The 13,083-nt window shown below is 29.0% G+C and carries 9 protein-coding genes, 1 riboswitch and 1 other annotated feature; of the genes, 2 read left to right on the top strand and 7 right to left on the bottom strand.

Going from position 1 to position 13,083, the window contains the following annotated elements; genetic code table 11:
- Window positions 1–67: 67 nt before the first annotated feature.
- Window positions 68–311, bottom strand: a binding site (T-box leader).
- 221 nt (window positions 312–532) lie between these two features.
- Window positions 533–1,048: an aromatic acid exporter family protein gene (locus tag Q0F58_RS07145; RefSeq protein WP_294374282.1), complete on the top strand. Its 516-nt coding sequence runs from the start codon at window positions 533–535 to the stop codon at window positions 1,046–1,048.
- Between the two features lie 96 nt (window positions 1,049–1,144).
- On the opposite strand, the gene Q0F58_RS07140 is transcribed toward Q0F58_RS07145, so the two are convergent.
- The 4 genes from Q0F58_RS07140 to Q0F58_RS07125 all read right to left on the bottom strand — a co-directional run bounded on the left by Q0F58_RS07140 (window position 1,145) and on the right by Q0F58_RS07125 (window position 5,845).
- Window positions 1,145–2,863, bottom strand: a complete 1,719-nt coding sequence (locus tag Q0F58_RS07140; RefSeq protein ID WP_294374280.1) for a Na+/H+ antiporter NhaC family protein — start codon at window positions 2,861–2,863, stop codon at window positions 1,145–1,147.
- A 208-nt stretch (window positions 2,864–3,071) separates the two neighbouring features.
- Window positions 3,072–3,251, bottom strand: a riboswitch (Lysine riboswitch).
- 114 nt (window positions 3,252–3,365) lie between these two features.
- Window positions 3,366–4,619, bottom strand: a complete 1,254-nt coding sequence (locus Q0F58_RS07135; protein WP_294374278.1) for an aminopeptidase P family protein — start codon at window positions 4,617–4,619, stop codon at window positions 3,366–3,368.
- Window positions 4,620–4,731: 112 nt separating this feature from the next.
- Window positions 4,732–5,256, bottom strand: coding sequence for a spore maturation protein (locus Q0F58_RS07130; RefSeq protein ID WP_294374274.1), 525 nt, complete (start codon window positions 5,254–5,256; stop codon window positions 4,732–4,734).
- A 13-nt stretch (window positions 5,257–5,269) separates the two neighbouring features.
- Window positions 5,270–5,845, bottom strand: coding sequence for a nucleoside recognition domain-containing protein (locus Q0F58_RS07125; RefSeq protein WP_294374269.1), 576 nt, complete (start codon window positions 5,843–5,845; stop codon window positions 5,270–5,272).
- A 146-nt stretch (window positions 5,846–5,991) separates the two neighbouring features.
- Here Q0F58_RS07125 and Q0F58_RS07120 point away from each other — a divergent pair, with 146 nt between their 5' ends.
- The gene (locus tag Q0F58_RS07120; RefSeq protein ID WP_294374266.1) at window positions 5,992–6,180 is read left to right on the top strand and encodes a hypothetical protein; all 189 of its coding nucleotides are present in this window, start codon (window positions 5,992–5,994) and stop codon (window positions 6,178–6,180) included.
- A gap of 55 nt (window positions 6,181–6,235) precedes the next feature.
- Here the strand turns inward: Q0F58_RS07120 and Q0F58_RS07115 are convergent, their stop codons facing one another.
- The 3 genes from Q0F58_RS07115 to Q0F58_RS07105 all read right to left on the bottom strand — a co-directional run.
- Complete coding sequence (locus Q0F58_RS07115; protein WP_294374263.1) at window positions 6,236–7,234, bottom strand: LacI family DNA-binding transcriptional regulator; 999 nt, start codon at window positions 7,232–7,234, stop codon at window positions 6,236–6,238.
- Window positions 7,235–7,449: 215 nt separating this feature from the next.
- On the bottom strand, window positions 7,450–10,563 hold the full coding sequence (ileS, locus tag Q0F58_RS07110) for an isoleucine--tRNA ligase (protein WP_294374261.1): 3,114 nt from the start codon (window positions 10,561–10,563) through the stop codon (window positions 7,450–7,452).
- 1,120 nt (window positions 10,564–11,683) lie between these two features.
- Window positions 11,684–13,083: CotH kinase family protein (locus tag Q0F58_RS07105; RefSeq protein WP_294374260.1), on the bottom strand; the 1,400-nt coding region annotated here is incomplete at its 5' end.

The following is a 13,083-nucleotide window of genomic DNA, read 5'->3' as shown; positions in this document are numbered from 1 at the left end:
ATAATAATCTTTCCCAGCTGATGTTTATTTTTATAAAAAAATCTCTATATAGGTATATTAAAACCTATATAGAGACGTATTATACGTGTTACCACTCTATTTCTTATCTACTTCACAATAAACAACTCATTAAGTGACCATCATCACTCTGCAATATAACGGTTGCTCCCGTATTTTCCTAACTAAAAACAATCAGCTCAGAAAATCTGCTCTAAGACCATCTTCATAAAACTTTCAAACACTGACTTTCAGCACATATCAGCTCTCTTATAGAATATCCGTTTTATTACTCTTCTTTTCACTGCATTATATTTCTTCCAATAATTATTTTATATTATTTTATCAGTATAATCAATTGTTATTTTCTATTTATATGACTGTAAATAATTTTTTTCAATCAAGATTTAAACATTAAACAATTTACACAAAAAGAAAAATAAATATACTATGCAATATTATAGTTTTAATGGATAGTCTTTCTTTTTAAACAATTATTATTTCTATGTTATAATTCAAATGAATTGCATCGGAGGTGAGACCCATTAATTATAATACTCAATTACCTAAATTAGGATTAAGAAATATAAAAACTGCTATAGCTGTTACACTCTGCATGATAGTATTTAATTTAATAAGAAGGGAAAATCCATTCTTTGCATGTATAGCAGCAGTTTTTTGTATGAAAGACACAGTATCTAACAGTATTCATATGGGAAAAAACAGAATCATAGGAACTATGTTAGGTGGCCTTATAGGTATAATTCTTATTTATCTAAGTACCAAATTTACTTTTTTGTATAGTATAAGTTCTATAGTTACTGGTATTGGAATTTCAATTTCAATATATCTATGTACTATCTTTAAAAAACCTGAATCTGTTATAGTTTCCTGTATTGTTATAAGTGGAATTATGATAAATTATGCTTCTCAAATTAATTCATATACTTATGCTATAAACAGAACTATTGATACTATAATTGGTATTGTTATTGCAATTTTGGTAAATAAATATTTTAATCCAATTAAAAGCAACAATCATACTGCTTAATTTTTAAATTCATATATTAAAAATTAATCCAAAGAATAAAATAATAATTATTTCATTCTTTGGATTAATAAAAAATAACAATTATATATTAAAAATTTATTTAAAATCACCTACAGGCTTACCAACAAAATAAACTACTGCACATGTTATTACTGATGCACCTGGAAGCACAATCCATATAGGTAATCCAAGACCTACTGGAATATAGCCACATATTATTGTAATCGCAGCAACTGTTAATGCATATGGCATTTGAGTTTTCACATGATCAATATGATGACACCCTGCTCCCATTGATGACATTATTGTTGTATCTGATATTGGTGAACAATGATCACCAAATATTGCTCCTGTTAAAACTGCACTTGTGCTCATTACTACATATCCAAAATCAGGAGATATTGAAAATGAAAGCGGAATTGCAAGCGGCATTAATATCCCCATTGTTCCATATGCAGTTCCTGTAGCAAATGAAATTACTGCTCCTAAAATAAATATTATACTTGGCAATAAAAATTTAGGTACTGAATCAGAAAGCATTTGAACTAAGAATGCTGCTGTACCAAGTTCCTTAATTACTGAACTTAATGACCAGGCAAGTATTAATATAACCCCTGTTATAATTAATCCCTTCATTCCATCAACCCATACATCTACAGCTTCTGAAAAAGTAAATATCTTTTTATATACACCCATTCCTATTGCAACTATAGATGCAAATAATGCTGACTGGAATAATGCTACTGATGCATCTGATGCACTAAACGCTTCTCTTATAGCTGTAAATGACATTGGTGAATTTGTCATTAAAGCTTGAAGTGTTACATCTTCTCCTCCCATTATTGCAGTATATCCACTATAATAAAAACTTATTAACGCAGATATCATAAGAGCTCCAATTGGAATAATTGCATTCCAGATGCTTAATTTTATACCCTCTTTAGGCGCCATTTCTTCTTCAGCTGCTTTGTCTAACGCAATTTCCTTATTTTTATCTGAAACATAACCCTGTCTTGCTTTTATTTCAGCTTTTCTCATAGGTCCAAAATCTCTTAAAAAATATGACGTTGCAACAACAAATACTAATATTAATATGTTATAAAATCTATATGGGATAGTATTTAAAAACACTCCAAATGCATCTGCACTTTGTCCAATTGATTCAAATCCATCCTTAATTAATCCAACTTCCAATCCAATCCATGTTGAAACTATCATTATACCTGCAATTGGTGCTGCCGTAGCATCAATAATAAATGCTAATCTTTCTCTTGATATCTTCATTTTATCAGCAACAGGTTTCATTATTGGTCCAACTATCAATGAATTTGCATAATCATCAAAGAAAACTAATACTCCTAATAACCATGTAATTAATTGTGCACTTCTTGGAGTTTTGGCTCTTTTAGCAAGAGCTTCTGCTATTGCTTTTGCTCCACCCATTTTACTTACAAGACTTATAACACCACCAATAACCATAACCTGAAGCACTATCCCAGCATTCCATGGATCAGCTAATGAATTCAATGCTCTTTGAACAAAATCTAAAAATGAATGTACAATTGCATAAATTACATTATTACCTGAAATCTGCAATAAAAAGCATCCTGATATTGTTCCTAAAAATAATGAAATAACAACATTTTTAGTTATGAATGCTAATGCAATTGCCACTAATGGTGGCAATATTGTCAGTAGTCCAAATTTAGATGCATTGTCTGCTGCCACATCATCTGCTGCAAAAACTGCAAATGATGGAACTATTAGTACTAATAATGTTAACAAGAACACATAATACTTTCTTAATTTTTTCATATATAATTCCCCCTAATAATATTGTGAAAATTTCAAGATAGAGTTTACATGCTTATAAAACCAGATAAATCTTAACAATTATTTATTAAAAAACCTTATGGCAAATCAAAAAAATTTATTCCTTTAATATTATTGATAAAAGAAAAGACCTTGGGATACACCCAAGGTCCTAAAATGTATATTTACAAAACAACTACATCTTAATTCCATGAATGATAGCTCCCCACAAATACAACATCTTTGTGACAGTGTCATACATATTCTGCATAACCCCAGTCTTATAACCTTAAAGCATCAGTTATAAACTTCGGCAATATTTCCTTTCTTGCTATTTCACTTTGCTTTAATCCATAGCAATACTATTAAATACTGCGCCTCTATCTCTTTCAATTATTCACTTTTAAATTTTCTATTAACATAATACTGTAATTTCATATTTTTTGCAAATTATTTTTGTCGTTTTATAATTTTTTTGTTTTTTTATGTAGAATTCACTAATTAATTACTTATTATCAGACATAAATTTTTCTATATCCTCTGTTTCTTTAATCATGTTTTTAGTCAACACTTCACATCCATCTTCTGTAACTAAAACATCATCTTCTATTCTTATTCCTATATTTTCTTCGGCTATATAGATTCCTGGTTCAACAGTAAATACCATACCTTCTTTAAAGATAAAATTTCTTCCCTGTGGTTCCACATCATGAGTATCTAGTCCAAGATTATGTCCAATACTATGCCAATAATACTTTCTAACTTCACTTTTTTCTTTTATTATTCCAAGTTTTAAACACTCTTCTGCAATAAGATCGGTTGCCCATGTATTTAATTCTTTATAAACAATTCCAGGCTTGATCTTTTTAATTACTGCTTTATTAACTCTAAGAACTGCTTCATATATTTCCTTCTGTCTAGGTGAAAACTTTCCACCTACAGGAAATGTTCTTGTTATATCAGCATTATAATAATTCCATTGAGCACCTAAATCAAATAGTATTAAATCCTTACTTTTCATTTCACTATTATTTTCAACATAATGAAGTGTAGCTGCATTTTTTCCAGCTGCTGCTATTGTTCTAAACGCCAAATCTTTAGCTCCCTTTGTTTTGCACGTAAAATCAAAATATGCTTCTAATTCATATTCTTTTAACCCTTCTCTTGCATTTTTCATAAGAGTTTCTACACCTTCAATTGTGATATCTATTGCTTTCTGCATCTCTTCTATTTCTTCCTTGGACTTAATCATTCTTAAAGGTATAATTTTACTTGATATATTTTTAATTATAACTTGAGGATACTTTTCCCTCAATAATTTTGCATATTTTAAAGCAACTGAATCTTCTTCTTCATAATCCTGTCTGTCCAAATCTAAATATAAATTTATTTCAGATGCTCCTTTTATTGTTCTATTTAAATATTCATGAAATTCATTTTTGTAAACCACATCATCAATTCCTGATATCTCTTTTGCTTCAGAATCCCTCAATGTCTTTCCGTTCCACATTTCTTTTTCTAAATCTATTTCCTTTAAAAATAATTTTTCATTTATTTCATTATTAAATTTCGATAATAATACAATATGATTTTCTTCACTTATTCCTGTTAAATAATAAAAATTTCTATCTGGAGTAAATTGATAAAATTCATCTCCTGTTTTTTTAGGAGCATTTCCAGCAAATAATATAACTATAGAATTATCTTCTATTTCATTCATCAAATCTGATCTATGTCTGATATAAATTCTTTTATCCATAATTTTTATTTCTCCTTAACCTTAAATATTTATAATTTATATTATTATACTACTATTGAAATTTTATTAAAATTAAATCCACCCCAAAAACAGGAATATTCCTATTTTTAAATCAAAATAGGAATATATTCACTACAAATATGGACATTATTATTGCTGTTAAATCCGCACATATTGCAGCCCATAATGTATGTCTTATCTTTTTAACTTTTACAGCTCCAAAATAAACTGTAATAGTATAAAATATAGTTTCAGTTGTTCCCATAATTACAGATGCAATCAATCCAATCTTTGTATCAGGTCCATAATTTTTAATTATATCTGTGAATACTCCTATAGCTCCACTTCCAGACAATGGTTTTATTATCACAAGTGGAATTAATTCCTTTGGTAATCCTATCAGATTAGTTATAGAAGCCAATAATCCTGTAACCATATTCATAAGATCTGCTTTTTTAAAAATTTCAACAGCTATTATAATTGCAAGTATACATGGGAATATTCTTAAACATACATTTAAGCCTTCTTTAGCCCCTTCAATAAACCATTCATAAACCTGTTTTCCTTTAAACATTCCATAGGTAATAATAAGTAAAAAAATTATAGGTATTATACTTTTACTTAAATATTCCAACATAATATTTTCCCCCTTAGAAATATCGTTGCAAAAGCTTACAACATATAATTCCTACAATAGCTGCTGTTGTTGTTGATACTATTGCAGGAAGTATTATTATACCTGGATTAGATGAGTTGCAGGCTGCTCTTATTGATATTATTGTAGATGGAACCAACTGAATACACGCTGCATTTAACACTAAAAACAAGCACATATCATCAGATGCTGTTTCTTTATTCTTATTAAGTCTATTCATTTCTTCCATAGCTCTCAATCCAAAAGGCGTTGCTGCATTTGATAATCCCATCATATTTGCTGTGATGTTCATAACTATAGCACCTAATGCATGCTCATCTTTAGCTGCTTCTTTAAATATTATTTTTAATACAGGTTTTAATATTTTTGCAAGTTTATCTGTGAATCCACTTTTTTCTGCTATCTTCATTACTCCACACCAGAAACACATAATCCCTACAAGTTCTATAATAAATGATACTGTGCTTCCACAAGAATCAATTATAGATTTAGATATATCATCACCCAAACCATTAAATATCCCAACAAGGCTTCCTAAAAAAATTAAAATGAACCAAATATAATTTATCATATCCTAATTACAGCCATTAATTGACTGTATTGTCTCCTCTCCAAATTATTATTTTCATATTAATTTATATTCCTTGAACTTATAAATTAGTAGTGATACCATATAATTATTAAACATAATATTTAATGAAATAAGGAGATTAACTTATGAAAGATTCCAATTTAAAATTAGCTCAAAATGATGTAGATGAAGCTTTAAAAGCTGTTGAGGAAATGGAAAACTGCATTAGCATTAATAATGATTCTTCAAAAAAAGAACTAAAAGAAAAATTTGTTGAATTGACAAATAAAGTTCAAAGATTAGAGAATATATTAAAAAGTGAAGGAATAATTTAATACATAAGTTATAAAAACACAGACTGATCTCAGTCTGTGTTTTCTTTAATATCTGCTAAATTGTACTTTCTCTTTCAACAAGTTGATGATCTAATACAAAATGTGCTTTATCTAATGGCTGTTGGTTAAGAAGCTTTATAAGCATTCTCATTGCAACAGATCCCATGTCATATGTTGGCTGTGATACAGTTGTTATTTTAGGATAAAAAATTGATGCTGCAAAATTATCATTGAAACCTATAACGCTTACATCTTTTGGAACTTGAATTCCATTATCTCTCAAAGCATTAATTGCTCCCATTGATATATCATCAGATGCACACACTATACCACTAAATTTTTTTCCGCTCTTTAATATTTGTAATACACCTTCATATCCTGTCTTAACCTTTATTGAACCAAGATATATTAAATCAGAATCAATAGCTACTCCAGCTTCTTTCATAGCATTTTCATATCCTATGTATCTATCTCCCCATGCATTCATAGCATCTTTGTTAGTACCAATAAATGCGATATCTTTTACACCCTTATCTATAAGAAATTTTGTACTGTCATAACTACCCTTTACATTATCTATAGTTACACTTGGTAATAATCCCTCTTTATCTTTAGTTTCAACCAATACTGTTTTCAAATCTAATTCATTTATAAGTTCTAATATTTCATCTTGAAGTGAACTACTCATGTAGATTACACCATCAACCATTTTTTCTTTCAGAACTCTTAAATATTCTTTTTCTTTATCTATATCAAGATCTGAATTACATAATATAATATTATAATCATAGATGTTTGAAACATCTTCTGCTCCTCTAACAATCTCTGGGTATAATTGGTTTGAGATATCTGGTAATAAAATTCCTATTGTTTTTGTCCTTTGAGTTTTTAAACTTCTTGCCACTATATTAGGTCTATATCCTAATTTTTTTATTGCATCTAGCACTTTCTTTTTTGTATCTTCATTTACTACATCGATATCATTTAAAACTCTAGAAACTGTTGCAATCGATACCCCAGCTTCTCTTGCAACATCTTTTATAGAAGTAGCCATGTTTATTCCTCCTTTGAATTTTCTAGTTAATTTAATTATACTAATATAATACCTTACAAATCAACAATATATAGGCAAATAATTAGGTTCACTCTAATTTTTGTCATTCTCTCTAAATACTATTCTAAATTTATAATAAATTAAAATAGTTTAAGATAAAACAAACTGAGAATTCAAGGTTTCCTTGAATTCCCAGATTGCCTAAATAAGTTGAACTATTTTACAACTTCTACAGTCATGTTTAATGTTTCACCATTAATAGTTGTTTCTGTATAATCAGCTTCTGCACCATAAACAACTTCCACAGTTAATGTTTCTTTCTTAATAGAATCTTCAAATTTCTTGATAACGTCCATTAACATATCATTTCCAGAAACATAAAGCTTAATCTTATCTGCAACTTCAAAACCTTTATCTTTTCTCATGTTTTGAATTTTAGAAATCATTTCTCTAACATGGCCTTCTTCTCTAAGTTCTGGAGTTATTGTTGTATCTAAAACAACCCCTAAGTGACCTTCACCAGCAAATGCATATCCTTCTAGTCCCTGCATTGTTACTAATAAATTTTCACTATTAAGTTCAATTTCAGTTCCATTAACATCTATAACTTCATTTCCGCCATTTTGAACCTTTTGAGCTAATTCCATTTGATTTTTTTCAGAAATAGCTTTCCTAATTTGAGGAATTAACTTACCATACGCTTTTCCTAATACAGGCAAGTTTGGTTTTATTTCAAAATTAACATACTTAGAAAGATCAGCTCCAAGTTCAACTTTCTTAATGTTCAATTCATCTTTAACTATATCTCCATAATATTCTGGAAGAACATTTGTTGAAATAAGCATTTCTGAAAGTGGCTGTCTATTCTTAACATTAGCAGCATTTCTTGCACTTCTTCCAAGTTTAACCAAAGTATATGCTAAATCCATTTCTTTTTCTAATTCTGGATTTATAGTGCTTTCATCAGCTACTGGCCATTTACATAAATGAACACTTTCTGGTGCATTTTTATCAAGATTAACAACTAAATTTTGATAAATTTCTTCTGTCATAAATGGTACAAAAGGAGCTGCAACCTTAGATATAGTAGTCAATACTTTATATAATGTTACATAAGCACCAATCTTATCATCACTTAATTCTTGAGACCAGTATCTTGCTCTATTTCTTCTTACATACCAGTTTGATAATTCATCTGTAAAGTCTTCAATTGCTAATGCAGCTTGAGTTATCTTATATCCATCTAAGTTTTCCTGTACTGTCTTTATCAATGTATTTAACTTAGAAATTATCCATTTATCCATTACATTATCAGATACAAAATCTGCATACTTAGTTGGATCAAATTTATCTATATCAGCATATAACACATAGAATGAATAAACATTCCATAATGTTCCTAAGAATTTTCTTTGAGTTTCTGCAACGTCATCAGTTGAGAATCTTGTTGGAAGCCATGGTGCACTTGCAGTATAGAAATGCCATCTTGTAGCATCTGCTCCTTGACTGCCTAACACTTCAAATGGATCAACAACATTTCCCTTAGATTTTGACATCTTAAGTCCTTTTTTATCTAAAACGTGACCTAATACTATACAATTTTCAAATGGATTTGTATCAAATAAACATGTTGATATAGCCATCAATGTATAGAACCATCCTCTTGTCTGGTCAACAGCTTCTGATATAAATTGAGCAGGGAAATTTGCTTCAAATTTTTCTTTGTTTTCAAATGGATAGTGCCATTGTGCAAAAGGCATTGATCCTGAATCAAACCAGCAGTCAATAACTTCATTAGTTCTTGTCATTTCTTTACCACATTCAGGACATTTTAATTTAATTCCATCAACATATGGTTTGTGTAATTCAATTCCCTTACAGTCTGTTGTAGCTTTTTCTTCTAATTCAGCTCTGCTTCCTATACATTCTCTATGACCACATTCACATTGCCATATTGGAAGTGGAGTTCCCCAATATCTATCTCTTGAAATACCCCAGTCAATAACATTTTCAAGGAATTTACCAAATCTTCCTGTTCTAATATTATCAGGATACCAGTTTACTTTATTGTTATTTTCAAGTAATTTATCTCTCATTGCAGTCATTTTTACAAACCAACTGTCTTTTGGATAGTAAAGAAGTGGTGTATCACATCTCCAACAATGTGGATATGAGTGTGTATGTCTATGTTTATCAAATAATTGATTGTGTTCTTCTAAGTAATTACAAATGCTTTCATCACATTTCTTAACAAATTTTCCTGCCCATGGAGTTACTTCTGGAACAAATTTACCACTTGCATCTACTAAGTTAATAAATGTAATTCCATTCTTTTTAGCAACAAAGCTATCATCTTCACCATAAGCTGGAGCAATATGTACTATACCAGTACCATCTGTTAATGTAACGTAATCTCCATGAATTACTTCAAATGCCTTACCTTCAACTTTTGCAAAAGGCATTAATTGTTCATATTTAACTCCAAGTAATTCTTCACCTTTGAATTCCTTGACAATTTCATATTCTCTATCGCCTAAAACTTTTTCTGCTAAGTCTTTTGCTAAAATATATACTTCATCGCCAACTTTAGCTTCACAATAAGTATATGCTTTATTTACACATAATGCTAAGTTAGATGGTAATGTCCATGGAGTTGTTGTCCATGCTAATATATATTTATTATCTTCACCAACAACTTTAAATTTAGCTGTAGCTGTTAAATCCTTAACATCTTTATATCCTTGAGCAACTTCATGAGATGAAAGAGCAGTTCCACATCTTGGACAGTAAGGCATTACCTTATGACCTTTATATAACAATCCTTTATCCCACAATTTCTTTAAAGCCCACCATTCAGACTCAATGTAATTATCATGATAAGTTACATATGGATCATCCATATCAACCCAATAACCAATTTGTTCAGACATCTTTTCCCAAAGACTTACATAAGAGAATACACTGTCTTTACATTCTGTAATGAATTTTTCTACACCGTAATCTTCAATTTGTTCTTTACCTGAAATTCCAAGTTTCTTTTCAATTTCAAGTTCAACTGGAAGACCATGAGTATCCCATCCAGCCTTTCTTAAAACCTGATATCCTTGCATTACTTTGTATCTTGGAATTATATCCTTCATAACTCTTGTTAATATATGACCAACATGTGGCTTACCATTTGCTGTTGGAGGTCCATCAAAGAAAGTGAAGTGTTCTCCACCTTTATTTGCATCAAAATTCTTTTGAATAATGTCTTTTTCTTTCCAAAGCTTAGCAATATCTTGTTCCCTGCTCACAACACTTTGTGATGCATCTACTTTATTGTACATTGAATTTTCCCCTTTCATTTTATGTCCTGTATATATTTATCTTGCTAAAAAACAATAATTAACTTTGTATTATACTTCTAACAATCTCCACATTGATAAAAGCATTTTAAACGAAAAAAAACCTCATCCCACAGGACGAAGTAAAATTCGCAAACCACCTAAGGTGAACATCTAATAAAAAATTAAATGCTTAATTTCAAGTACAAATATACTCTATCCTTTAACGCAGGCTCTTACGTGATAACTTAATCAATATCTAAATAAATATCTTTCAGTCTCCAACTCCTAGGTGATTTTCTTCAAGATTTATTATAGCTTTGCACCATCCAGCTACTCTCTAAAAATAAATTCTAAAATACTTTTCCTAATCACAGTCTTTTATTGTAATTTATTATATAGTAACGAATTTTAAATGTCAATTAAGGTTTTTACATTTTTCGTAAATTATTCTTTTTATTATGTTAAATAATATGATAATACATTCATTTATTGAATTAATGTTATAATTTTAATATCCTCATTATTCTAATGTATAAAGAATTAATAGAAAATGTTCTCATTAAACTCTAAATTATGTATATATATTTTTTTGTACAATATAATTATTCTATATGTTTCAATTAACAATATACCATTCACAACGAATGATGAACATTTTTTAAGATTTCTTTGATATTTATTTTTATCATTAACACGTATATATTTTTATTTTATATATTGAGGTGAGTTTATTGATTTGCAAACATTGTGGCAATAATATTTCTAGTAACTTAAATATATGCAGTTACTGTGGTATGCCTAACCCATACTATGGTCATATTTCATTTGGATTCAAATTTATTTCATGTATTTTTCCTCTTGTAGGCATATGTTTGTTTTTAATGTTGAAATTCAGGAGAAATCCTAATTCAAATTCAATATTTATCTGGACATTAAGTGGAATTCTGTTATGGGCAGTATTATATTCTCTTGCCTTTTTTGCAGGAATATTACTTGCATTCTATATATAGATAGACAAAATATCGTAATCACAAGTTATAAAGTGATTACGATATTTTGTAGAATTTATCATGTAATTATCACACTAATATTATTATCTAATGAATCCTATATTATTCCTTTAGAATTTTCTTCTTTTAAATCTGCTCACAATAAATATTGATGTTATTCCAACACACAATAACGCTACAATCATTAAATATTCCTTTGATTGAGAAATTTTGTTTTCCTCTTTCTTACTGTGATCATTTTCATTATTGTCACTATTTTTTTCTTTTTCTGCATTAGCTGAATTATCATCTTTAGCATTTGTATCATTTATTTTTCTTTCTTGGTATTGCAAATCATCAGAATTTACATTCTCATCTTTTGATTCTAATTTCTTATCTTCACGTCCTCTGCCACCACCAATTTTAGAAGACAATGCTGAAACATTTATTATTGATTCAATATTTCCATAAATCGTTGAAGGCTGTTCACCATTCAATTGAGCTAAAATACTCTTTGTTCTATCTTCACCAAATGTAATCATTTCTGGGATTGATGTTTCATATTGTTCATATGTGCAAAATGCAGTAGGATCTTCTTTTATATAATTTCCTATAAGATTATCAAGCTTATTTACAAGATTAGCATAATATCCACTATTAAAATACTTGTCTGCTATTTGTTTTAAATAGCTATGATATAATTCTCTATACTCATCAACTTCTAATAGCTTTCCTATTAAAGGCATATTTTCTAAGTTTCCTGATACAGGATTATCAATAGGAAAATTAATTATTGTCGAAGTCCCAGAATTGTTTTCTTTTCCTCCCATTCCTGAAAATCCCCCAAAAGATAAATTCAAATCCCAAGGAAGTATCTGACATATACCATTATTTTCATATAGGTAATAATTATGATACATAGCACCTGAATAACTATCTAGATTAACCAAATAAGTATTTACTGCAAAATACTTCAATACCTCTTCAACATCTAATACATCTTCCAAGTTTGTTCCATCATTTAGATTTTTATACATGTTTATAACTTTCTTAAAATCTGAATCTGTAGTTCTTTTAAATACTGCACTATCTCTTACAATAGAATAGCTGCTGACATCATCATCTATATATACAAAATCAGCACCTTCAGAATTTTTATTTGAATTAGGACCTCCTCTCATATCATCTTTATTCATTTTAGAAATATCCTTATTCTTAAATTCATTGTTATTATTCATGTCTGGTGGCATTTCACCATTATCAGGTGGATTATCTCCCTTTGGCGGTGGATTTCCACCTCCTTTATTGTCATTTTTTCCTCCCATTCCCATAGTTTCAGGTTTATAAAGATTTCCTTCTTTTGTACCAAAGTTATTTTCTAAATATCTTTCATCAATAACTTCAATAGCAAGATAAAATTCCCATTCTTCTCCATTAACCTTAATATTACTATAAGACATTTCTGGAACTGCTATTCCCATATAATCATATAAATCATAAGATATATATTCTTTCATATAGGTATTATCTT

It is taken from the genome of uncultured Clostridium sp., assembly GCF_934754915.1.
Classification (GTDB): Bacteria; Bacillota; Clostridia; order Clostridiales; family Clostridiaceae; genus Clostridium.
The sequence above is the reverse complement of the archived record's forward strand: the minus strand, read 5'-3'. Positions and strand labels throughout refer to the sequence as shown.

Excerpts from the sequence above, each read along its gene's own strand:
- Q0F58_RS07140 (WP_294374280.1), bottom strand. The coding sequence starts at position 2,863 with ATGAAAAAATTAAGAAAGTATTATGTGTTCTTGTTAACATTATTAGTA.
- Q0F58_RS07135 (WP_294374278.1), bottom strand. The coding sequence starts at position 4,619 with ATGGATAAAAGAATTTATATCAGACATAGATCAGATTTGATGAATGAA.
- Q0F58_RS07130 (WP_294374274.1), bottom strand. The coding sequence starts at position 5,256 with ATGTTGGAATATTTAAGTAAAAGTATAATACCTATAATTTTTTTACTT.
- Q0F58_RS07125 (WP_294374269.1), bottom strand. The coding sequence starts at position 5,845 with ATGATAAATTATATTTGGTTCATTTTAATTTTTTTAGGAAGCCTTGTT.
- Q0F58_RS07120 (WP_294374266.1), top strand. The coding sequence starts at position 5,992 with ATGAAAGATTCCAATTTAAAATTAGCTCAAAATGATGTAGATGAAGCT.
- Q0F58_RS07115 (WP_294374263.1), bottom strand. The coding sequence starts at position 7,234 with ATGGCTACTTCTATAAAAGATGTTGCAAGAGAAGCTGGGGTATCGATT.
- ileS (WP_294374261.1), bottom strand. The coding sequence starts at position 10,563 with ATGTACAATAAAGTAGATGCATCACAAAGTGTTGTGAGCAGGGAACAA.